Source organism: Rhodobacter sp. P2_H5 (assembly GCF_056403335.1).
Genome location: NZ_JBFUFS010000003.1, coordinates 65,153 through 88,083 on the forward strand (window position 1 = coordinate 65,153; position 22,931 = coordinate 88,083).

The 22,931-nt window shown below is 66.0% G+C and carries 17 protein-coding genes and 1 tRNA gene; 3 read left to right on the forward strand and 15 right to left on the reverse strand.

From position 1 onward, the window contains the following. Positions 1–9: 9 nt before the first annotated feature. The 9 genes from AC1DVR_RS04575 to AC1DVR_RS04615 all read right to left on the reverse strand — a co-directional run bounded on the left by AC1DVR_RS04575 (position 10) and on the right by AC1DVR_RS04615 (position 13,428). A complete protein-coding gene (locus AC1DVR_RS04575; RefSeq protein WP_477999355.1) occupies positions 10–1,800 on the reverse strand; it encodes a nickel-dependent hydrogenase large subunit in 1,791 nt (596 codons plus the stop codon). Positions 1,801–1,803: 3 nt separating this feature from the next. Then, on the reverse strand, positions 1,804–2,889 hold the full coding sequence (locus tag AC1DVR_RS04580; protein WP_477999356.1) for a hydrogenase small subunit: 1,086 nt from the start codon (positions 2,887–2,889) through the stop codon (positions 1,804–1,806). 187 nt (positions 2,890–3,076) lie between these two features. Next, the gene (gene hypF, locus AC1DVR_RS04585) at positions 3,077–5,338 is read right to left on the reverse strand and encodes a carbamoyltransferase HypF (protein ID WP_477999357.1); all 2,262 of its coding nucleotides are present in this window, start codon (positions 5,336–5,338) and stop codon (positions 3,077–3,079) included. 9 nt (positions 5,339–5,347) lie between these two features. After that, positions 5,348–6,787 carry a nickel-dependent hydrogenase large subunit gene (locus AC1DVR_RS04590; RefSeq protein ID WP_477999358.1) on the reverse strand — a complete coding sequence of 480 codons (1,440 nt, stop codon included), beginning with the start codon at positions 6,785–6,787 and terminating at the stop codon, positions 5,348–5,350. Between the two features lie 8 nt (positions 6,788–6,795). Further along, positions 6,796–7,788, reverse strand: coding sequence for an NADH-quinone oxidoreductase subunit B family protein (locus tag AC1DVR_RS04595; protein ID WP_477999359.1), 993 nt, complete (start codon positions 7,786–7,788; stop codon positions 6,796–6,798). After that, entirely contained in the window at positions 7,785–9,158 is a 1,374-nt protein-coding gene (locus AC1DVR_RS04600) for a sensor histidine kinase (protein WP_477999360.1), read from the reverse strand. Before AC1DVR_RS04600 ends, AC1DVR_RS04595 begins: the two co-directional genes overlap by 4 nt. Before the next feature lie 83 nt (positions 9,159–9,241). Then, entirely contained in the window at positions 9,242–11,677 is a 2,436-nt protein-coding gene (locus AC1DVR_RS04605; protein ID WP_477999619.1) for a GcvT family protein, read from the reverse strand. A 4-nt stretch (positions 11,678–11,681) separates the two neighbouring features. Beyond that, entirely contained in the window at positions 11,682–12,551 is an 870-nt protein-coding gene (locus AC1DVR_RS04610) for a phosphotransferase (RefSeq protein WP_477999361.1), read from the reverse strand. A gap of 136 nt (positions 12,552–12,687) precedes the next feature. Continuing rightward, entirely contained in the window at positions 12,688–13,428 is a 741-nt protein-coding gene (locus AC1DVR_RS04615; protein ID WP_477999362.1) for a TetR/AcrR family transcriptional regulator, read from the reverse strand. 190 nt (positions 13,429–13,618) lie between these two features. Here AC1DVR_RS04615 and AC1DVR_RS04620 point away from each other — a divergent pair, with 190 nt between their 5' ends. From AC1DVR_RS04620 to AC1DVR_RS04630, 3 genes are all read left to right on the forward strand, one after another. After that, positions 13,619–14,755: an extracellular solute-binding protein gene (locus AC1DVR_RS04620; RefSeq protein WP_477999363.1), complete on the forward strand. Its 1,137-nt coding sequence runs from the start codon at positions 13,619–13,621 to the stop codon at positions 14,753–14,755. Positions 14,756–14,791: 36 nt separating this feature from the next. Next, positions 14,792–15,157, forward strand: a complete 366-nt coding sequence (locus AC1DVR_RS04625; protein WP_477999364.1) for a cupin domain-containing protein — start codon at positions 14,792–14,794, stop codon at positions 15,155–15,157. Positions 15,158–15,326: 169 nt separating this feature from the next. Then, positions 15,327–15,400, forward strand: a tRNA-Cys gene (locus AC1DVR_RS04630). 148 nt (positions 15,401–15,548) lie between these two features. On the opposite strand, the gene AC1DVR_RS04635 is transcribed toward AC1DVR_RS04630, so the two are convergent. The 6 genes from AC1DVR_RS04635 to urtA form a co-directional block, all read right to left on the reverse strand. Beyond that, positions 15,549–16,310, reverse strand: a complete 762-nt coding sequence (locus tag AC1DVR_RS04635) for a sulfite exporter TauE/SafE family protein (RefSeq protein ID WP_477999365.1) — start codon at positions 16,308–16,310, stop codon at positions 15,549–15,551. Between the two features lie 123 nt (positions 16,311–16,433). Next, positions 16,434–17,129 (reverse strand): urea ABC transporter ATP-binding subunit UrtE, encoded by a 696-nt coding sequence (gene urtE, locus AC1DVR_RS04640; protein WP_477999366.1) that lies wholly within the window; start codon positions 17,127–17,129, stop codon positions 16,434–16,436. A gap of 11 nt (positions 17,130–17,140) precedes the next feature. Continuing rightward, positions 17,141–17,884, reverse strand: coding sequence for an urea ABC transporter ATP-binding protein UrtD (gene urtD / locus AC1DVR_RS04645; RefSeq protein ID WP_477999367.1), 744 nt, complete (start codon positions 17,882–17,884; stop codon positions 17,141–17,143). Then, on the reverse strand, positions 17,881–19,077 hold the full coding sequence (gene urtC / locus AC1DVR_RS04650; protein ID WP_477999620.1) for an urea ABC transporter permease subunit UrtC: 1,197 nt from the start codon (positions 19,075–19,077) through the stop codon (positions 17,881–17,883). Before urtC ends, urtD begins: the two co-directional genes overlap by 4 nt. 145 nt (positions 19,078–19,222) lie before the next feature. Then, positions 19,223–21,163 (reverse strand): urea ABC transporter permease subunit UrtB, encoded by a 1,941-nt coding sequence (gene urtB / locus AC1DVR_RS04655; protein WP_477999368.1) that lies wholly within the window; start codon positions 21,161–21,163, stop codon positions 19,223–19,225. A 107-nt stretch (positions 21,164–21,270) separates the two neighbouring features. Next, positions 21,271–22,506 carry an urea ABC transporter substrate-binding protein gene (gene urtA, locus AC1DVR_RS04660; RefSeq protein WP_477999621.1) on the reverse strand — a complete coding sequence of 412 codons (1,236 nt, stop codon included), beginning with the start codon at positions 22,504–22,506 and terminating at the stop codon, positions 21,271–21,273. Between the last annotated feature and the right edge of the window lie 425 nt (positions 22,507–22,931).

Genomic DNA, 22,931 nt, shown 5'->3' on the forward strand with positions numbered 1-22,931 from the left:
TCCCCTCCCTCAGCGGACTTTGACGCGGGCGAGTTCGTGCCCGTCGGGTGACATCACATGGGTGGAACAGGCGAGGCACGGGTCAAAGCTGTGCAGGGTGCGCAGGATCTCCACCGGCTCGTCGGGCCGTTCCATCTTGGTATCCATCAGCGCGGCCTCGAAGGCGCCGATATTGCCCGCCGTGTCGCGCGGGCTGCCGTTCCAGGTGGTGGGCACCACGCATTGGTAGTTCTCGATCCGCCCGTCCTTGATGCGGATCCAGTGGCCCAGAGCGCCACGCGGCGCCTCGGTCATGCCGACGCCCTTTGCCTCCTTCGGCCAGGTCGACGGGTCCCATTTCTCGACATTCGCCGTGTTGCTGTCGCCGTTCTTGATATTGGTGACCAGCTTGTCGAAGAAATGCCGCATCAGCCGCCCGCAATATTCCGACTCGAGCGCCCGCGCCGCGGTCCGGCCAAGGGTGGAGAACAGCGCCGGCACCGGCAGGTTCATGGTGCGCAACAGGCCGTCGACCTGGGTCTTGATATCCTCATGCCCCTGGGCATAGCCCACGACATAACGCGCCAGCGGCCCGACCTCCATCGCATGACCGCGCCAGCGCGGCGCCTTGATCCAGGAATATTTCGCCGCCTCGTCGAGGTTTTCGATATTGGTGCGGCTGCCCTTGGCATTAGGGCCAAGTTCATATTTCGGCTCGGTCACGCCATCCCAGGGGTGCAAGCCCTTGCCCGGCTCGCCGTAGGTGTACCAGGAGTGGTCGACGAATTCCTGCACCTGCTCGGGGTCGCGGACATCGACCTCCTCGACCTTGGACATGTCGCCATTGATGATCGCCCCGCGCGGCAGGTGCATGTTGGCGGCGGTATAGTCATTGGCGTTTTCCGGGATGTCGCCGTAAGCCAGCACCGACTTGCCCGACAGCCCGCCGCCATAGAGCCAGTTCTTGTAGAAGCCGCCGATCGCCACGACATCGGGGATATAGACATTGGTGTTGAACTCGGCGCAGCGGTCGATGATCGAGGATACGAGGTTCAACCGCTCCATGTTGATGGCACCGACCGAACCCACGCCATCCACGTTGATCGGGCACGGCACGCCGCCGACCAGCCAGTTCGGATGCGGGTTCTTGCCGCCAAAGATCGTGTGGATCTTGACGATCTCCTTCTGCAGATCCAGCGCCTCAAGGTAATGGGTGGTGGCCATCAGGTCGGCTTCGGGCGGCAGAAGATAGGCCGGGTTGTCCCAATAGCCGTTCTTGAAGAGGCCAAGCTGCCCGCTTTCGACGAATTTCTTCAGCCGGTTCTGCACGTCGCGGAAATAGCCCGGGCTGCTGAGCGGGTGGCTCGGCGAGACCATCTGCTGAAGTTCCGACGTCGCTTTAGGATCGGCGCGCAAGGCATTGACAGGATTGACCCAATCCAAGGCGTGCAGGTGGTAGAAATGCACGATGTGATCGTGGATCTCCAGCGCCAGCTGCATCATGTTGCGGATCGAATTGGCGTTTTCGGGGATCTTGATCCCAAGCGCATCCTCCACCGCGCGAACGCTTGTCAGCGCATGGGTGCCGGTGCAGACGCCGCAGATCCGCTCGGTGAAGGCCCAGGCGTCGCGCGGATCGCGGCCCTTCAGGATGACCTCCAGCCCGCGCCACATGGTGCCGGTGGAGACCGCGTTGCGGATGATGCCCTGGTCGTCCACGTTGACTTCGCAGCGCATGTGGCCTTCGATCCGCGTCACCGGATCGACGACGATCCTGCGGCCGGTGGTGTCAAGGTTGAACCCGTTCGGTGTGGCCCCCATGGCTTAACCCTCCACTTTCTCTTGATTTTTCTTCTGCGCGCGCTTCAGCGCCGAGACCGCGGCATGGACCGCCACGGCGCTTCCCACGACAGCCGCCGCGCCAAGACCGACCTGATCGGCATTGGCCTCGACGCCGAACTGCTTGATGTTGGTCAGGCGGTTGTAGAAGCCGCCCTGATCCCAGAAGCCATCCTCGGAACAGCCGATGCAGCCATGGCCGGACTGGATTGGGAAAGAGGTCCCCTCGTTCCAGCGCACGGTGGAACAGGCGTTGTAGGTCGTCGGCCCCTTGCACCCCATCTTGTAAAGGCAATAGCCTTTGCGGGCGTTCTCGTCGTCCCAGTGTTCGACGAATTGCCCCGCGTCGAAATGCGGGCGGCGGTAGCATTTGTCGTGGATGCGCTGGCTGTAGAACATCGCCGGGCGGCCCTGACGGTCCATTTCCGGCAGGCGGTCGAAGGTCAGCATATAGGTGATGACCCCGGTCATCACCTCGGCGATCGGCGGGCAGCCGGGGACCTTGATGATCGGCTTGTCGAGGATGACCTTGTGCACCGGCGTCGCCCGTGTCGGGTTGGGCGAGGCGGCCTGGACGCAGCCGTAGCTGGCGCAAGCACCCCAGGAGATGATCGCCTTGGCGTGCTCGGCCGCCATTTTCAGCTGTTCCACAAAGGGTTTGCCGCCGATGATGCAATACATGCCATCCTCGTTCAGCGGCGGGTTGCCTTCGACGGCGAGGATATAGTTGCCCTTGTATTTCTCGATCGTGTCCATCAGCGCGGCTTCGGCCTGGTGGCCTGCGGCGGCCATCAGCGTGTCGTCATAATCGAGGCTGATCATCGACAGCACCACATCCTTGGCGAGCGGATGGGCCGAGCGGATGAAGCTTTCCGAACAGCAGGTGCATTCCAGCCCATGCACCCAGATCACCGGCGTGCGCGGTTTGGTTTCCATCGCATGGGCGATCTTCGGCACGAAGGCCGGGCCAAGGCCCAAAGCCGCCGCCGTCAGGCTGCAGTATTTCATGAAGCTGCGCCGGGTGATCCCCTGACGCCGCATGACCTCATAAAAGGTTTCGATCTGTGACAAGCTGTCCTCCCTCTGGCGCTGCCCTTGGGGCAAGGCTTCCCTGCATACAGGGGTATGCCAAAGCGGCTGGCCGAGGAGGCGGAAAAGCGCGACGGATATGTCTTTCAGGATTATGTATGTTTTACAGATGCTTGCGTGGCGTTCTTCAGATATCAGATCGGGGTGCTTGCAAAGTTTTCTGCCAGTCTCAGGTCTTTGCTGGCAGCGAACTTTCCTGCAAGCTGCGCGCCGCCGCGATCAGCGCCTGCCCGAAGGCCAGACCGCCGTCATTGGCGGGCAGGACCCTGTGGGTCAGGACCGGAAGGTCGGCCAGGCAGGCGCAGACCATCTCGGTCAGGAGGGCGTTCTGGAAACAGCCGCCGGACAGGGCCACGGCCCGGGCACGGCCCGCCACGACCAATTTGCGCGCCTCAGTCGCGAAGGCCTGGGCGAGGCCAAGGTGGAAGCGCCGCGCGATGCGGGGAATGTCGGTGCCCGCCGCCAGATCGGCGAGGATCGCAGGCCAGATCGGCGCGGGGTCCAGCCCGTCAAAGGCGTAGAAGTCGGGCTCTGCCGGGGCTTGGGCGGCCTGCGCCTCCAGAAGCGCGCCGGCCTCGCCCTCGTAGCTTTGCACGGCGCAAAGGCCCAGCACCGCCGCCACCGCATCAAACAGCCGCCCGGCCGAGGAGGACAGCGGCGCATTGACCCCGGCCGCGATGACCTGACGCAGCATCGCCAGCGGACGGTCGGGGAAAAGCCGTGTCGCCGCCTCCGCTAGCCCGGCCTGATCCAGTCGGGCCAAGGCGTTGCGCCAGGGTTCGGCATTGGCGCGGTCGCCACCCGCAAGGGCTGCAGGCTTCAGATGAGCTTCGCGGGTAAAGCCGTTGTAATCGCCCAGTAAAACCTCACCGCCCGAGATCGTGCCATCTTCGCCGAGGCCAAGCCCGTCGAGGATGATCCCCGCCACCTTACCACCCTCGCGCGGCCAGAGGTTGTCGCCCAGACAGGCCGCCAGATGGGCGTGGTGGTGCTGGACCGGGATCACCGGCAGGCCCTGCGCCTCGGCATGGCGGGTGGCGCGGAAGCCGGGGTGGAGGTCGCAGGCGACCCGTTCGGGGTGATGCTGGAACAGGGCGGTGTAATCGGCCTCGGCGCGCAGGTATTCGTCCCAGGTCAGCGCATCGTCCAGATCGCCGAGATGGTGCGACAAGAGCGCCTGACCGCGCCCCAAAAGGCAAAGCGCCGCCTTCATCTGGCCGCCATAGGCGGTGATCGGGGGCGCATCCTCGAAGCCCTTCGGCAGCGGCAAGGTGCCCGGCACCAGCCCGCGCCCGCGGCGCAGCACCATGGGCGGGTCGGCGCGGATCACGCTGTCATCCAGCCGCCGCACGATGGCGCGGTCGTGCAGCAGGAAGCCATCGGCAAAGGCGGCCAACTTTTCCCGCGCCCCGTCATTGCCGATCACCTGCGGCTCGCCGGAGAGATTGCCCGAGGTCATCACCAAGGGGCCGTCGAAGGCGTCCATCAGCAGGTGGTGCAGCGGCGTGTAGGGCAGCATCCAGCCGAGGGTCTGCATTCCGGGGGCGATCGCTTCGGGCAATCCCCTAGTCATCCAGGGCAGCAGGACGATCGGGGCTGCGGCGCTGCGCAATTGGTCGCGGGCTGTGGGGGACATGGGCGAATGGCGGGCCACCATCGCCTCGGTCCCCATCAGGGCGAAGGGCTTGGCGGGGCGGCGTTTGCGGGTGCGCAGGGTGGCCAGGGCCTCGGGGTTGGCGGCATCGCAGGCGAGGTGAAAGCCGCCGATCCCCTTGATCGCGAGGATCTTTCCGGCCTTCAGCGCCGCGGCGGCCAGAAGGATCGCCTCGCCGGGGACCTCGGTAGTAGGACCGGCGGGTCCGGCGGTCTCGAACCAGAGCCTTGGGCCGCAATCGGGGCAGGCGATCGGCTGGGCGTGAAAGCGGCGGTCGGCGGGGTCTTCGTATTCGGCGCGGCAGGCCGGGCAAAGGGTGAAGCCCGCCATCGAGGTCTGGCTGCGGTCGTAGGGCAGGCCCTGCAGGATGGAAAAGCGCGGGCCGCAATGGGTGCAGTTGGTGAAGGCATAGCCGCGGCGGCGGCCCGTCCCCCGGATCTCGGCCAGGCAGTCCGGGCAGGTCGCGGCATCGGGCGTCACGCGAGTTTGCGCGCCCTGGCCCTGGCTGGCGCTGATGTGGAAATCGGTGGGTGGGGTGGCGAAGACATGGGGGGAGACCTCGACCGCATCGACGCGGGCCAGGGGCGGCGCTTCGCTGCGCAGGCGGGCGGCGAAGCGGGTCAGATCGGCCCCGCAGGCATGGATCAGGACGCCCTCGGGGTCGTTCAGCACCTCGCCCCGCAGGTCCATGTCATCGGCGAGTTGCCAGACGAAGGGGCGAAAGCCCACGCCTTGCACCTGGCCACGCACCCGGATCCGCACGCCTTCCTGCGTCATTCCCGCCCCCTAATGCACCGTGCAGACCATGCAGGGGTCAAAGCTGCGCACGATATGCTGGACCGAAAGCGGCGTTGTCTCACCGGGGCGGACCGGCGCGCCGGCGAGCGCAGCCTCCAGCGGGCCGGGGGTGCCCATGGCGTCGCGCGGGGAGAAGTTCCAGGTGGTGGGCGCGATGATCTGGTAGCTGGCGATGCGGCCGTTCTCGATGCGCAGCCAATGGCCAAGCGCGCCGCGGGCGGCCTCGACCAGGCCTTCGCCTTCGCCATCGGCGGCAAGGGTTCCGGTTTCGGACATGAAGCGCGCCTCGGGGTGGATGCCTTGGGCGAGGGCCTCCATCAGGATCTGGCTGCGGGCCAGTTCCAGAAGGCGCGCCGCGACCCGGGCCAGGACGCCACCTTGCCGGGCAAGGTCACGGGCCAGGGGGTGGCCGTCGATGACCTGCCGCGCCAGCGCCCCGGTCTCCATCGGCGCGCCGGACAGACGCGGCGCCTTGCACCAGGTATAGGCGCTGTCGCGCATGGTCTGGTCGGGGAAGGTGCTGCCGGCGCTTGGGTGCGCGGCCTCGCCCAGCATCCAGGCATGGGAGAGGTCCTCGCGGATCAGGGCGGTATCCAGGGGCTGAAGCGCGCCGTCCTGCCAGATGCCACGGGCGAAGCCGAAGCCCGCCTCCAGGGGATAGGCGCCGAAGGAGAGGTAGCGGCCCTGCCCGCGCCCAAGGCTGGCAAGGTCAAGATCGGCGGCGATCTCAAGGAAAAGGCCGACATCGCCGGTGGTCCAGTGCATCAGGGCGGAGGTCGCGGTCAGGGCATCGAAATCTTCGAGCCTGCCGCCGAAGAGCGTGGTTTCCAGATAGCGGCGAAAGGCGCGCAGGCTGGTCTGGATGCGGGCCTTGTCGCGGGCCGAGGGGCTGCGCGTGACGCCGCCGGGCTGGATGGCCAGCGTATGGGGCCATTTGCCGGCTGTGAGGCCAAGGATATGCATCAGGGCCGCCCGCGCCTCGACCGCCGTGCGCTGTGCGGAACCTGCCATGGCGGTGAAGCGCTCGACTACGCGGGGGTGCCAAGGGCGGCTGGCGTAGGGTTGCCTTGTGAAATCAGGCATGAAGAACAGATGAAAATGCGTCAGGTGATCGGCGACATTCTCCACCGCGTGGATCAGCGCGGCCATCCTTTCGCCCTGCGGCGCTGGCACCACGCCCTGCGCTGCGGCCAGCGCCCGCGCGGCGGCGGCGGATTGGCTGATCGAGCAGATGCCGCAGATCCGCGGCGTCAGGGTCAGGGCATCGGAGGGCGCCTTGCCCTCCAGCATCCGCTCGAACCCCCGGTAGAGGGGGGAGTTCACATAGGCCGCCGCCACCTGCCCCTCGGCGAGGTCGAGCGAGACTTCAAGGTCGCCCTCGACCCGGTTGAAGGGGCCGACGATCAGGCGCGGGGTCTCAGCACTCACCCGCCCGCTCATCGGCGCGGCTTTCGCAAGGTCGGCGGCACGTCGATCCGGTCAGAGACCGCGTTGCGGGCGATCCGTGCCGGGGTGGCGGCCTTGCTCAGCGAGGCCAGCGCCATGAACCAGGCCTTGGGCATGTCCGAGGGCAGGCCCACCGGGATGCCGGCGATTTTCGGCGTCTCGGTGAAGGCGTGGCGCGGCTCTTCGAACTCGGGCGCGGTGCAGGCGATGCAGGGATAGCCGCCCCGGGTGCAGGAGCCTTCGCCGTTCCACGGGCGGATGTTGCAATCGCCGACGGCCTGCGTTCCGACGCAGCCCAGATGTTCCATCATGCAGCCCATCTGCGACAGGGCGCGGGCCGAGGCCTTGTATTCGTAGAACTCGTTCTTCGGGCAGGCGTGGTGGACGAGGTGATCGGCGTAGAACCTTGGCCTTGCCAGCGCATCCAGATCGCCCGGCCCCATGGAATCGGAGGCGAGGAGCAGCAACGTCTCGGTCACCCAGCCGGGGTGGGTCGGGCAACCGGCGACATTGACCACAGGCAGACCTCCCGCAGCGCGGTAATCGGCGGCGAAGATGCCGCCGGGATGGGCGCCGTCATATTGCAGGCCGACCGCATCGGACGGGTTGCCACCCGCCGTGGTCACCCCGCCATAGGCCGCACAGGTGCCCACCGCCACGACATGGCGCGCGCAGGCGGCAAGGTCCTGCACCCAGGTCAGCATCGGTTTGCCGGTGCCCGACAGGATGTGATAGCGCCCGGTGCCCTGCGGCCCGCGCGCGATGGCGCCCTCGACGCACAGCACGTCCAGAACCTGTTCGCCGGAGAGGATGGCCGCAAACAGCGCCCGGACCTCTTCGCCCGAGGCGCGGCTGAAGGCGGGGTGCCAGAGCATGTGGATGCCCGCGCCCTCCAGCAGGTCGAAGACATTGGGATCCTCGGCGCAAAGCAGCGACATGGTGCAGCCGCCGCAGCCCGAGGCTTGAAGCCAGAGTACGTTCATGCGCCTCCCTCACCTGCCTGCGTCGATGCGGCCAGCGGCAGGGCCAGCCGGAACCTTGCACCCTCGGGCGCGAATGCCATCAGGCGCAGGCTGCCGCCGTGCTCCTCGGCGATCTTGTGGCTGATCGACAGGCCAAGCCCGGTGCCGCGCCCGACCGGTTTGGTGGTGAAGAAAGGGTCGAAGATCGCCTGCACCATGGCCTCGGCAATCCCCGGCCCGTTGTCGGCGACATCGAGCACCGCCTGCCCACCCTCGATGCCGAGCGACAGGGTGACCTCTGCCGCCGCCGCCCCCTCCAGCGCGTCCACCGCGTTCTGGACAAGGTTCATCACCACCTGCTGGACATGGCCGGGCCGCCCGCGCGCCATCAGGCGCGAGGCGCCTTCAAAGCGCATCTCCACCGGTTCCCTGTTGGCGCGCAAAACCCAGTTGGCCGCGACATGGGCGGTCTCGACCAGATCGAAATCGACGATCTCGCCCGAACCTTCCGAGGACAGCCGCCTGAGGTCGGCCACGATGTCGCGCACCCGCTCTGCCCCGGCGCGGGCGCCCGCCACCGCCTCGTGCAGGTTCTTCACCTCGCGGTCGAGCTTCAGCTCGCCGCGCAGGGCCACCAACTCGTCGCGGCTGGCCCCGGCCTGGACACGGGCGAAATAAGTCTCGAACTTGCCGACGTATTTTTCCAAGGCATGGGTGTTGGCATAGACAAAGCTGATCGGGTTGTTCAGCTCATGCGCCACCCCGGCCAGCAGACGACCGAGCGAGGCGAGCTTTTCGTTGCGCACCAGCTGGGTCTGGGTGGTCTTGAGGGCATCATGGCTGCGGCCCAGATCGGCATAGGCCTGGCGGAGTTCTCCCAGCGGGCGGCCCGACAGGACCGCGCCCACCACCCGGCCGCGGTCGTCCATCCGGGGCGAAAGGTTCATCTCCAAGGGGCTCGGCGCCTCGCCTGTCGCGGTCAAGAGCGCCAGTTCCAGCGTCACGCCGGTTTTCGCCGCCTGCACATGGTGCAGGGCCGCCTCCAGCGCCTTGCGATTGGAAGGATCAAACAGATCCGAGACATAGCGCCCGACCAGCGCTGAACGCGCCTGCCCGGTCTGCACGGTGAGCGAGGCGCTGATCTCCTCCACCACGCCGTCGCGGGTCGTGGCGATCAAAACATCACTGACCGAGGACAGGATCGAGGCGAGGAAGCGGCGCAGGTCCTCCAGCTCGGTGTTCTGGCGTTCGAGGCGTTCCTGATAGTCGACAAGGTCGGTATAGGTCCGGTCCACCGCCGTCAGCACGTCAAGCCAAGCCTCATCCGTCAGGTCCAGCGGACGCTGGGCCAGAAGGGCCGCCAAGGGCAAGTTCTGATCCGTCGCTGCCACCCTGTCCTCCATCGGGCCAAGGGTAGAAGTCCCCGGGTCAAAATGAAAGATCCGATTTGAAAGGGGCGGTCTGCCCCCTGCCCTCAGGCCTTCACCCGCAGGTTGGTCGGGTCATAGAGCGGCGCAAATCCCGCCGTGCAGGGCACGCGTTCGGAGGCCACCTCCAGCTCCCATGCGCCCGAGGCGAGGTAGGCCTCATCCACCCCGGCGCGGCGGACATAGCCGAGGCCGATGGGCTTGCCGATGGTATGGCCAAAGCCGCCCGAGGAGAGCCAGCCCACCCTTTCGCCATCACGATAGATCGTCTCGCGGCCCAGAAGAATGACCTGCGGGTCGGCGACCGTGAAGGTCGCAAGGCGCTTCTTGACGCCATTGGCCAACTGCGCCACCATCGCCTCGCGCCCCTTGAAGGGGATGTTGGACTTCATCTTCACCGCCCAGGTCAGCCCCGCCTCGACCGGGGTATGGTCCGGCCCGATATCGGCGCCCCAGGCGCGGTAGCCCTTCTCCAGCCGCAGCGTCTCGATCGCGCGGTAGCCGGCGTTGATCAGGCCAAGGTTCTGGCCCGCCGCCATCAGCGCCTCATAGACCGTCACGGCCACTTCGGTCGGCATGTGCAGTTCCCAGCCGAGTTCGCCGACATAGGTCACCCTGAGTGCCAGCACCGGGCAGGCGGCGACCGAGATCCGCTGCGCCCGGCCAAAGGGGAAACCAGCGTTGGAGAGATCGTCCTTGCAGACCCGCGACAGGATATTGCGCGCCTCCGGCCCCATCAGCGACAGGACGGCATGGCCCGAGGTCACATCGACCAGCTGGCAGTTGCCCTGCAGGTTGCGGCTGATCCAGTGGAAATCATGGGTGGCAAAGCCGGTGCCTGTGGTGATGTAGAACTCGTCCTCCGCCACCCGTGCCACCGTCACATCGGCCTCAATTCCCGCACGATCATTCAATAACTGGGTATAGGTCAGGCTGCCCACCGCCCGATCCACATTCCCCGCCGCGATCCAGTTGAGCGCCTTGGCCGCATCCGGGCCTTTCAGGGTGAACTTGGCGAAGGAGCTTTGGTCGATCAGCACCGCCGCCTCGCGCGCCGCCTTGTGTTCGCGCGCCACGGCCTCCCACCAGCCGGGCCGCTGATAGGAATAGCGGTCCACCGGCTCCTCCCCCGGGCCTGCAAACCAGTTCGGGCGCTCCCATCCCAGCTTTTCGCCGAAACAGGCGCCTGCGGCCTTCAGATGCGCATAGAGGGGAGAGCGGCGGGTGGGCCGGGCCGACCTCATCTCCTCCGAGGGCCAGGCGATGGTGTAGTGCTTGCCGTAAGCCTCGGTGGTGCGGGCGCGGACCCAATCGACCGAGCGGTGGACCGACCCGAAGCGGCGGATATCGACCGGCCAAAGATCATAGGGCGCCTCACCCTTGGCCACCCATTCGGCCAAAGCCATGCCCGCCCCGCCGCCCGACGCGATGCCAAAGGCGTTGAACCCCGCGCCGATGAAGCAATTCTTCAGCTCCGGCGCCTCGCCCAGGATGAAATTGCCATCCGGAGTGAAGCTTTCCGGGCCGTTCAACAGCTGCTTGACCCCGGCCGTGGCCAGCGCCGGCACCCGGGCAATTGCATTGTCCATGAACTGTTCGTAATGGTCCCAGTCCGGGGTCAATGTCTCGAAATGGAAGCCTTCGGGGATGCCGTTCACCGCCCAGGGCTTCGGATTGGGCTCATAACCACCCCAGACGAGGCCGCCGACGTCTTCCTTCCAATAGGTCAGCCGATCCGGATCGCGCAGCGTCGGCAGGCCGGGCGTCACACCCGGGATGCGTTCGGTGATCATGTACTGATGCTCGACCGAAACGAGCGGGACATTCACCCCCACGGTGGCGGCCAGATCGCGGGTCCATTGCCCGGCGCAGATCACCACCTTTTCGCATTGGATGGTGCCGAAAGGGGTTTGCACCCCCTTGATCCGGCCCTCCTCCACGAGGATCCGGGTGACCGGGGTATCCTCGAAAATCTTCACCCCAGCCATCCGCGCGCCCCGCGCGAGGCTTTGGGTGATGTCCGAAGGGTTGGCCTGGCCATCGGTCGGAAGATAAGCCGCGCCGACCAGATCGTCGATCGTCATCAAGGGCCAGAGGTCCTGCGCCTCCTGCGGCGTGAGAAGGTGCATCTCCAGCCCGAAGCTGTGCGCGGTGGTGGCCTGGCGCTTCACTTCCGTCCAGCGTTCGGCGTTGCAGGCCAGCCGAAGGCCGCCGTTCATCTTCCAGCCGGTCTGCAGGCCCGTCTCGGCCTCCAGCCTTTTGTAGAGGTCGACCGAATAGCCCAGCAGCTGGGTGATATTGGCACTGGTGCGCAGCTGTCCCACCAGCCCCGCGGCATGAAAGGTGGTGCCCGAGGTCAGCTTCTTGCGCTCCAGAAGCACGGTGTCGGACCAGCCGAGCTTGCCGAGGTGGTAAGCGGTCGAGGTGCCGACAATGCCGCCGCCGATGATGACGGCCTTGGCCGTGGAGGGAAGGTCCATGATATCCTCAGGCTTGGGCAAAGGCGTCGAAAGCCTTGGCATAGGTGGAAAGATTGGCCGCGGTATAGGCGGCATAGTCAAAGTCGATCTCGGAGTGGATCTCGGACACCATCGACCACAGCGTTTCGCGCAGCGCCGCCGCCGCCTTCATCGCAAGGTAGCGCCGCCACAGGCCCGCGTCTAACAGGCCAAAGTAACGCAAAAGCATCCGCCGCTCCTGCGCCTCGGACAGGGCATTGTTGGCCGCCAGCCCGCCAAGGTCGAACAGGGGCGAGCCCCAACCGGCATAATCCCAGTCGACCAGCCACATCCGGGCGCCGTCATGCAGGAAATTGGCGGGCAAAAGGTCGTTGTGGCCAAAGACCATCTCGATCGGCCCCACGCCGCGCTCCAGCGCCTCGGCCTCGGCCAGAAGGCGCGGCAGCAGCGGCAGATGGCGGCTGGCGCCCTCGGTCAGGGTCTGGACGTAGTCGCGGATGACGTGGAAGACCCAGAAGGTCAGGCTCGCCCCGCGCAGGTGCTTCGGCATCTCGCGGTGCACCCGGATCACCAGATCCAGCGCCTGATCCAGAAGGTCGTCCTGCTGGAAATCGGCCGCCGTCATGGTGCGGCCCTCGACAAAATCCAGCACCAGCACCCCCGGCTCGTGATGCAGCACGGCGGGCGAGACGCCTGCGGCAAAGGCCGCCCGGCTCGCCGCCAGCTCGTTGAAGCGCAGGATCTGATGCACCGGAATGTCATCGCCGATCCGCACCACCGCACGGCGCGCGCCGTCTTGCACCACGAAATTCACATTGGTGATGCCGCCCCCCAAAGGCGCCACCACGACCGGCCCGCTCCAGCACCCGAGGCCTTGAACCTTCTCCAGCGGCGTCATGACACCCTCCATCCGGCGGCATTTGGCGGTGCTGCAGGCTTCAAGTCAACGCCCCCGCCCCCCTTTCATTGGTCCATAAATATCCCACGGGGGTCCGGGGGTGTGAAACCCCCGGCCGCCGGCCACAAGCGCAACCTCAGGAAATCAGCCCCATCTCATTGAAATGCCGCGGGAAAAACGCCGCCGCACAGCTGTGGACGATGGCCAGCGCCTCGGTCAGGCCATAGGAGGGGTTCATCGTCATCAGGTCCAGCCAGACCCCCTCGCCCGCCGCCTGCAAAACCCGCGCCACCCGGGTCGGCACAGCGGCATAGCCGCCGCTGGCGATCAGCCGGGCACAGATCTCGGCCAGAACCCGGTTGTAATCGGCGTCGTTGGAGGCGCATTGCGCCTGATAGAGTGGCCGCGCCTGCGCCTCGCCCCAAAAGCTGCACCAGGCCGAGAGCCGCTCCGGCGTGCAGACCCGCGGGTCGAAATCGGCCGCGAGAAGGGCCGCGAGCTGCGCTGCCGGGTCGTCCCCGGCGCGGGCGAGGCAAGCCTGCCAGTTGGCGCGGTATTCCTCGGCCAGATAGGCCAGCGTCTCGGACAGGAGCTTTTCCTTGGACTGGAAGTGGAAGTTGACCAGGCCATGCGACAGGCCGGCGCGGGTGGCGACCTCGGCCAGGGTACAGCGGGCATAGCCGCGCAGGGCCAGGGTCTGGATGGTCGCCTCGATCAGCTGAACCCGTCGCGCCGCTCGGCTTTTCTTGCGCGGCTCCGCCTCGGCTGCGGAAGTGGCTTCAGGCTCGGGTCCCGGCTCTGAACCAGACTTCGGGCCAGTCTCCGGGCCGCTGTCAGCTCGGGTCGCGGGCGGTGGCGGCAGGGCGGGGTCGGGCATCGCGTCTCCTCGGTCTTTGCCCTTCATAACCCGATCCGGCGGCCCTGCGGCAAGGGAATTGCTGCCAAGGGGGACGGGCGAGACGGCCGCATGACGTTGAATTCGCCGTGAAGACGCCGGATTTGCATGGCAGCGCGCGCGCGTCTGGCGCAGGGATGGCGGGAAAGCGCCCAAGTTGCCGGAGACCCAAATGACGATCACCCGCCGCACCCTTCTGACCACACTCAGCGCCGGCCTGGCCACCGGCCTCGCCGCCCCCTGGGTCCGCCCCGCCTCTGCCGCGGCGGGCACGCTCAACCTTTATAACTGGTCCGACTATATCGGCGAAAGCACGATCGAGGATTTCCAGGCCGAGACCGGGATCAACGTGGTCTACGACATCTATGCCAGCGCCGAGGAGATGCAGGCGCGGATGGCAGGCGGCTCCACGGGCTATGACGTGGTGCTGCAGTCGGGCACCACGCTGCCGGGCTTTGTCGCCTCGGGCACCTATCAGGCGCTGGATCTGGCCCGGCTGAAGAACCTGTCGCATCTGGACCCCGCGATCACCCGGATCGCGGCGGGCTATGATCCGGGCAATGCTTACGGGTTGCCCTATCTCTGGGGCTCGACCGGGTTCACCTATAACACCGCTCTGGTGCAGGACGCGCTGCAGGGGGTGGAGTTCGACCCCATGCAGGCGATCTTCGCGCCGGAGACGGCGGCCCGGTTGTCCGGCGCCGGGATCAGCCTGCTCGATTCGGCGCCCGACATCAGCTTCATGGTGCTGTCGATGCTGGGGATCGACCCGGCCAAGGCCCAAAGCGCGGATTATGACCGGATGGCCCAGGCCTTTGCCAAGGTCCGCCCCTATATCCGCGAGTTCGACAACACCGATTACCTCAACGCCCTGCCCGCCGGCACCCTGGCTTTGGCGGCCACTTGGTCGGGCGATTACAGCGTCACGCAAGCCGCCGTCACCGAGATGATCGAGGCCGGAACCGCCGACAGCCGGCCCAAGGTCACGCTGGCCTATGCGGTGCCGCATTCGGGCGCACCGGCCTGGACCGACCTCTGGTGCCTGCCGGTCGATGCGCGCAATCTGGACAATGCCCATGTCTTTCTCGACTATATGCTCCGCCCCGAGGTCATTGCCAAATGCACCGACTTCACCGGCTATGCCAATGCCAACCGCGAGGCGCGCGATCTGATCGACCCCGCCATTACCGCCGACCCCGCCGTCTATCCCGATGCCGCCACCCTGGCGCGGCTGCGCGCCGCCCCGGCGCTCAGCCCCACGCAAAGCGCCGCCCTGAGCGAGGTCTGGGACAAGATCAAGGCTGGGTGACAGGATGTTGCGGTCCCTTGAGCCCAGGAAGGAGCCATGATGCGCAAGATCACCGAAGCCGACCGCAAGGTCGCCAACATCCACGACGCGGCCTTCACGCCCTTCGTCTATCCCGACGGGCAGGCGCTCGGCGATGCGGTCCTGCAGCTGGACACCGACACGCCTCTCGGCACCGGCTTTCACGTCTACCGCATGCCCGCCGGCATGACGACGCGCAGCCACCGCCACAACGGGCATGAGCAGTTCCTGATCCTGGAGGGCGAGTTGCACGAAAGCGACGGGCGGATCCTGAAGGCCGGCGATCTGGTGTTTTACCGCGACGGGTCGGAACATCATTCCTTCACGCCGAACGGCTGCCTGCTGGCCGTGCATATCGCGGGGCCGGAGTTCCTGGTCGACTAGGCTCCACCCGGCGAGCATGGGCCCCGGCGTCGGAAGCAGGAAGGGGGGGCACCCCCCCTTCCTGCCCCATGGCGCGCGAAGGAGGGTCGCAGCGGGAGTTGCGCGCAGGCACCACAGCCGCTCTTGCCATGCGCGCGATCACCCGCTATGGAACGCATACCTCAACGGCGGCGAGTTGGCGGAGAGGTTACGCAGCGGATTGCAAATCCGTGAAGATCGGTTCGATTCCGATACTCGCCTCCACATTCCCCCATAAACCCTTGAAATCATTTCTGCTTTGGTGTGGGCGCCGACCCGGACCGAAGCCGGACTTCCTCTGTCAGGGCCATGTCGGGCGCTTCTGGACCTCGAGGGCGAGGCGGCCCTGCCCTGGCCACAAGAGACATGCGGGTCAGAAATACTTGTAGAAGGCCAGCGCGGTCAGGCAGATGGCCCAGCCGAGGATCGCCACCCGCACCAGCCGGGCCGGCAGTCTTTTGGCCAGGTGCACCGCCACCATCCCGCCGAGGACCGCGCCCGCCATCATCACAAGCGAGGGCAACCACTGGATCAGCCCTGAGGCGATGAAGATCACGATGGCCACCAGGCTCGACAGCGCCGTGGTGATGTTGCGGATCGCATTGCCCTGATGGATCGTCATCTCGGAGAAGATGCCGTAGATCGCGAACAGGATGATCCCCATGCCAAGGCCGAAATAGCCCGCGTAGATGTAGACGCAGAACTCCAGGAGCAGCGAGAGCCAGAGCCAGCGGGCGCGGTCAAAGCCGGGCATCCGCTCCACCACCGCCTTGATGCGCGGGCCTAGGGCAAAGGAAGTGGTGGCAAAGAGCAAAAGCCAGGGGATGGCGCTTTGGAACGAGGCCTGGCCGGTATGGGTCAGGATCAGCGCGCCGATCAGCCCGCCGAAGGCCGCCAGCCCCATGCGCAGCCAAAGGTTCTGGCGCACCTCGGCCAATTCCCTGCGGTAGACCCAGGTGCCGACCAGATTGGCCGGCAGGACCGCCACGAAATTCGAGGCATTAGCGGCAACCTCGGTCATCCCGGCGGCGAGGAGCAGCGGGAAGGTCATGAAACCCGCGCCGCCCGCGATGACATTGATCACACCGGCCAGCGCGCCGCCCGAAAAGAGTAGAACAGCCTCGTGCAGGACCACGTCGGATACCCCGGAAATTCCGCCGCACCATGAAGCGCGCACCGGGCGGGAGCAAGCCCCGGCGCCAAGGTTTTCAGGGGAATGCCGGAGGTTTGACCGGGCTAATTCCGCAAGGGGGCCGCGTCAGACCGAAACCTCGGCGCGGAGTTGATCTTGCGTCAGCTCGGTCCGGCTGCCCTGCATCGCGACCGATCCGCGGCGCAGGACGTAGAAATGGTCGGCCAGCCCATAGGCAAAGTCGAAATACTGTTCGACCAGCACGATGGCGATGTCGCCCTTGGATTTGAGATAGGTGATCACGCGGCCGATCTGCTGGATGATATTGGGCTGGATGCCCTCGGTCGGCTCATCCAGAAGCAGGACCTTGGGCTTCATCAGCATGGCGCGGGCGATGGCCAGCTGTTGCTGCTGGCCGCCGGACAGGTCGCCGCCCCGCCTACGGGTCATGTCTTTCAGGACTGGGAAGAGGTCGTAGATCTCGTCGGGCACAAAGTGTTCGGATTTGGGCAGGACGGCATAGGCGGTTTCCAGGTTTTCCCGCACGGTCAGCAGGGGGAAGATCATCCGGCCTTGTGGCACCACCGACAGGCCACGCACCGCCATCTCTTGCGGGCGCAGGCGCGGCAGGGTCTCGCCGTTCAGGATGACCTCGCCGCCCGACCGCGGATGGGTGCCGGCAAGCGCCTTCAGAAGCGAGGTCTTGCCCACGCCGTTGGTGCCCATGACACAGGTGACTTCTCCGGTCTTGGCAATGAAATCAATGCCGTGCAGAATTTGCGAACCGCCGTAATGCAGCGTCAGCCCTTTGGTTTCCAGCATAGAACGCTCCTTCAGCCGCGGCCCAGATAGACTTCGATGACTTGCGGGTTCTTGGTGACATGGTCGAGCGAGCCTTCGGCCAGAACCGACCCTTCGTGCAGGACCGTCACCCGGCAGTCGAGCCGGCGGACGAACTCCATGTCGTGTTCGACGACGACCACGGCGCGGGTCTTGGCGATCTCGACCAGCATGGCGGTCGTCAGCTCGCGCTCGGCCAGGGTCATCCCGGCGGCGGGTTCGTCGACCAGCAGAAGCCGGGGCTCCTGCGCCAGAAGCATGGCAATCTCCAGCCATTGCTTCTGACCGTGGCTGAGTTCGCCCGCCTTGCGCGGCAGGGCGTCCGTCAGGCCGACCTGCGCGGCCAGGGCTTCGACCCGCTTGCGGCCTTCGCCGGTCAGGGCGAAGACCAGGGCCGCGAAGGGGCTGCGCGGGGATTTGAGGGCGAGGACGAGGTTTTCCGCCACCGTCTGATCCTCGAACACCGTGGGGCGCTGGAACTTGCGGCCGACCCCGGCTCGGGCGATGGCGGCCTCGGACAGCGAGAGGAGCGAGATCGAGCGGTCGCCCCAGGTGACCGAGCCGGAATTGGGCTTGGTCTTGCCGGTGACGATATCCATGAAGGTGGTCTTGCCCGCCCCGTTCGGCCCGATGATGGCGCGCAGCTCTGCCGGGCCGATGGAGAAGGACAGGTTGTTGATCGCTTTGAAACCGTCAAAGCTGACCGAGACGCCGGAAACCTCGAGAAGCGAGTTCATTCCACCGCCTCCTGTTCCTGCAAGGACCCCTGGTCGGGGCCAAGGTCGGCGCCCTTGCGGTCAGGGGCGTGGATGCCCTGGAAGCGGTCGAAGAGGCCGCCGATGCCCTTGGGCGCAAAGAGGGTGACGCAGACGAAGGACAGGCCAAGCAGCACCTGCCACCAGTCGACCCAATCGACGGTGTAAAAGCCCAGAGGAATCGTCGGCGCGCGACCCCCGGTGAACCAGCTTGACAGCAGGGAGACAAAGGCTGCGCCGATCACCGCGCCGTAAAGCCGCCCCCTGCCCCCGATGGCGACCCAGACCGCGAGATAGATCGAGGCGATGGGCGCCAGTTCGGCCGGGTTGATGATGCCCGCCTGCGGGTAGTAAAGCGCCCCCGCGAGGCCGCAGATTACCGCCGTCAGGGCGAAGACGAACAGCTTGTAGCCCTCGACGGGATAGCCCAGAAACCGCACCCGCGCCTCGTCATCCCTTATCGCGCGCAGGACCGAGCCGAGCTTGCCCGAGGTCACCCAGGCCAGCAGCAGATAAGCCAGCGCAAGCGCCAGGGCCGAGGCCCAGAAGAACCAGAGCGAGACGAAATCCTGGCTGGTCTCGGCCAGACCCGGCAGGTTTTGCAGGCCGGAAAGCCCGTTGTTGCCGCGCAGGCCGGAGTCGTTCTGGAAGAGGTAAAGCGACAGGGCCAGGGTCATGGCCTGCGTCAGGATCGAGAGATACACCCCGGTCACCCGGCTGCGGAAGGCGAGCCAGCCGAAGATGAGCGCCAGAAGCCCCGGCACCAGCACCACCAGCGCCAGTTGCAAAGGCAGCGAATGGGCAAAGCTCCAGATCAGCGGGATGTCGGAACCGCCGACCACGCCGAAGATCTGGGTGCCCACACCTTGGGCGATCTCTCCCGCGGTGGCGGGCAAGGGATCGGAGGCGAGGGCCTGCACCACAATCTCCTCGGTGCGGGCATACATCAGCCACTGGCCGATCATGTAGCCGCCAAGCGCGAAGAAGGCCATGTGACCGAGGGAGAGGATGCCCGTATAGCCCCAGACGATATCCATCGCGAGGGCGGCAAGGCAGAGGCAGAGCGTCTTGCCCAGGGTCTTGACGAAAGAGGTCGACATGGCGCCCATGCCCAAGGCCGGGCTGAGGATCGTCACCACCACGGTCAGCACGATCAGCGCCAGAAGGAACCACATGACCGAAGGGTTGCGCGCCAGAAACCCGCGCCGGGTGAGTGCGGCCGACGCGCGGGGGCCAGCCCCCGCACCCCCGGGATATTTATGGACCAATGAAGGGGGGGGTGCGGGGGGGGCCGCTGCTACGGAGGTGGTTTCGGTCATGTCAGTCCCCTGCCGCCCGGCCTTTGAGCGCGATGATGCCGCGCGGCCGGAACTGGATGAAAAGGATGATGAAGAGGATCATGTAGGTCTGGGCGGCGAGCGTGTTGGAGGGGTTCAGCCACTCGATCGCCTTTTGCAGCCCGCCGATCATCGTGGCGCCGGCCAAGGCACCCCAGATGTTGCCAACGCCGCCGACCACGACTGTCATGAAGCTTTGCACGATGTAATCGGTGCCAAGTTCCGAGGTGACCTTGGCGAACAGCCCGATGGCGACGCCGGCAATTCCCGCGATGCCGGAGCCGAGGCCGAAGGTCAGCATGTTGATCCGGCCCGGGTTGATCCCCATCGAAGCGGCCATGGCGGGGTTTTGCGTCACGGCGCGGACCTCGAGCCCCAGCCTCGTGCGCTTCATCATGTAGAGGAAGAAGCCGAGGAACAGCGCCGCCAGCACGATGATCGCGATGCGGATATAGCTGATCGACACCACGTCGTTGAAGGTCAGCGCACCGCCGAGCCAGTCGGGCGAGGTCAGGGGGCGGGCTTGCGTGCCGAAGATGTTCTTGAAGAGCTGCTGCAGGGCGATGGAAATGCCGAAGGTGGCGAGCAGGGTTTCCAGCGGACGCTTGTAGAGGTGGCGGATCACCAGACGCTCCATTGCCACCCCTGCGGCGAAGGTCACGGCGAAGGCGAGCGGGAAGGCCACGACCAGCGACAGCGTATAGCCCGGCACGATCTGCTGGACGACATAGCCAGTATAGGCGCCCATGGTGATGAACTCGCCATGCGCCATGTTGATGACGCCCATCACGCCGAAGGTGATGGCCAGACCGATGGCGGCCAGAAAATAGATCGCGGCCAAGGACATGCCGTCCATCGCAAGATCCACCGCCTCCATCGCACCGACCGAGACGCCGATTTTCTTCAAGGCGGCCTTGGCGGCATCGGTCACTTCGGGGTTGGGCTCGGCATAGACCTCGTAGAAACGGTGGGCGGCGACGGCGGCGGCCACTTCGTCATCGGTGGCGGCGGTGGGGACGGTGCCGGCCTGTTCCAGCGCGGTATAGGCCTTGTCGCGGATGGTCTGGTCGGACAGCGCGGCCAGGGGGAAGCCGCCGACCTTGTCCTCCACGATATGGGCGGCGAGGTCGGCCTTCTGCTCCTCATGGCTCAGACGCGCGGGGGCGGAGCCGTCGGCGACCAGAAGGTCATAGGCCTCGGGGGCAGAGATGTCGCGGCCGACCTTCAGCTCGCGCGCGATGTTCTTGCCTTCCGGCGCATCGGTGGCGGCAAGGCGGGTGGTGGCGACGATGGGCGTCAAGGCGCCGCGCAGGTCAAGCCCGCTGTCGGCGCCGAAGCTTTGCATGGCGGCCACCCGCGCCTTGGGATCGGCGTCGAAGCGCAGGGTCAGAAGGCGTTCGAGCCGCAGCTTCTGCGCCTTGAGTTTCGCATCCGGCTCGCCCTCGATCGAGGCGCGCAGGGGGGCGAGGCTTTCGGTATTGGGGTCCTGGGCGATCGAGGTCAGGGCATTGGCGCGCTTGACCGGATCGGGGTCGGAGAGGGTGAACTGCACGAGGGAGGAGGCGATCAGCCCGCGCACCCCGGCGTTGGGTTTGAGTTCGGTGATATCCTCGGTGGCCGCAGTGCCTGCGGCGGCACCCGTGAGGTCGGTCAGGGCATAGCCCGCCGGATCGGGCGCGAGAAAAAAGAAGACCTTGTCGGATTTGCGCTGGCCCAAAGTCTTGTTGCCCCAGGCCTCCAGCAGTTTCGCGGCGAGCGGGTCGCCCGAGGCGGCCAGTTCGCTGATCACCGGACCGATGGTCTGGCGCGAGGGCTTTTCGATGTCGGCGGCATGGGCGGCGGCGATCTGCGCCACAGTGTCGGCAGCAGCGGGCGAGACGAGGCCAAGGCAGGCCAGGGCCGCAGCAAGAAGGAAAGCGCGCATGGGGAAACCCGTTCAGGGGTGTGGAGGGGCCGGATCGGCCCCTCCTTTGGTTCAGCGCGGAGGAGCCGTGTCGGCCCCTCCGGTGGTTGAGGTCAGATCGGAAGCGATCAGTAGTTCGACTTCAACTGGACGCAGGTCTTGGTGTCCTTGTTGTACATGCCGCACTTGAGGTCTTTCCAATCCGATTCCAGCACGGCCGATTCCGGCAGGAAATCGGTCCAGGCGTCGCCGGGGACCGGCTCGGTCTGCGAGATGATATCGAACTGGCCATCGGCCCGGATCTCGCCGATCAGCACCGGCTTGGTCAGGTGGTGGTTGGGCAGAAGCTCGGCGGTACCGCCGGTCAGGTTGGGGAACTTCTGGCCGATGAGGGCGTCGAGCACCGGGTCAACCTCGACCGTCCCGGCTTGCGTGACCGCATTCACCCACATGTTGAAGCCGATGTAATGGGCCTCCATCGGGTCGTTGGTGGTGCGCTTGTCGTTCTTGGTATAGGCGTGCCACTGGGCGATGAAGTCCTTGTTGGCCGGGGTATCGGCGCTTTCGAAGTAGTTCCAGGCCGCGAGGTGGCCGACGAGGTTGGTGGTGTCCAGACCCGAAAGCTCCTCTTCCCCGACCGAGAAGGCGCAGACGGGCAGCTTGTCGGCCTTGACGCCGGCGGCGGCGAGTTCCTTGTAGAAACCGATGTTGGCGTCGCCGTTGATGGTGGACAGAACGCCGACCTTCTTGCCGTCAGCGCCCAAGGCCACCACGTCCGAGACGATCTTGGACCAGTCGGAATGGCCGAAGGGCGTGTAGTTGACGAAGATGTCTTCCTTCGGAATGCCCTTGGAGATCAGGTAGGCCTCCAGGATCTTGTTGGTGGTGCGCGGGTAGACATAGTCGGTACCGAGGAGCGCGAATTTCTGGATACCGAGTTCCTTGAGGTAGTAATCGGTGGCCGGGATCGCCTGCTGGTTCGGGGCGGCGCCGGTGTAGATGACGTTCTTGGAGCTTTCTTCACCCTCGTACTGGACGGGGTAGAAGAGCAGGCCGTTGAGTTCTTCGATGACCGGCAGCACGGATTTGCGCGACACCGAAGTCCAGCAGCCGAACATGACCGACACCTTGTCGACGGTCAGCAGTTCGCGGGCCTTTTCGGCAAAGAGCGGCCAGTCGGAGGCCGGGTCAACCACGACCGCCTCAAGCTTCTTGCCCAGAACGCCGCCCTTGGCGTTCTGCGCCTCGATCAGCATCAGCATGGTGTCTTTCAGCGTGGTTTCCGAAATCGCCATCGTGCCGGACAGCGAGTGCAGGATGCCGATCTTGATGGTCTCTTCCGAGGCGAAAACCCGGGTGGTCATGAGCGGCGCGGCGAAGGCGGCAATACCCCCGGCCAGAAGCGAGCGACGTGTCAGTTTCATGAAAAAAGTCCCCTGTCAGTGCCGCCTCTGTCTCCGCCCCTTGGAGGCCGGAGTGCCCCTTGAGGGCAGGCAGCTTTGTTGCATCCAGACGTCGGGCGCCGGTCCTATCCCGGCCCCCGCCGCGTAATTCCCTCTCGGCAAATGTCCCTCGAGCCTTCAAAGCAGGCGACATCGTGGCGCAGCACGCAACACGCGCGCTGGGACGCCATGGGGTGACGCACCGTAAGGCGGCGGTTTGCTGGCTAATTGGGCGAAAAATGCCGCAACAGCACAAAGAACCGGCACATTCTGCGGCGATGCGGGGCCGGGGATGGCGAAATTCAAGCACATTGCGTCGGAATCAGCATTCCCGGCGGAAAGCCAAC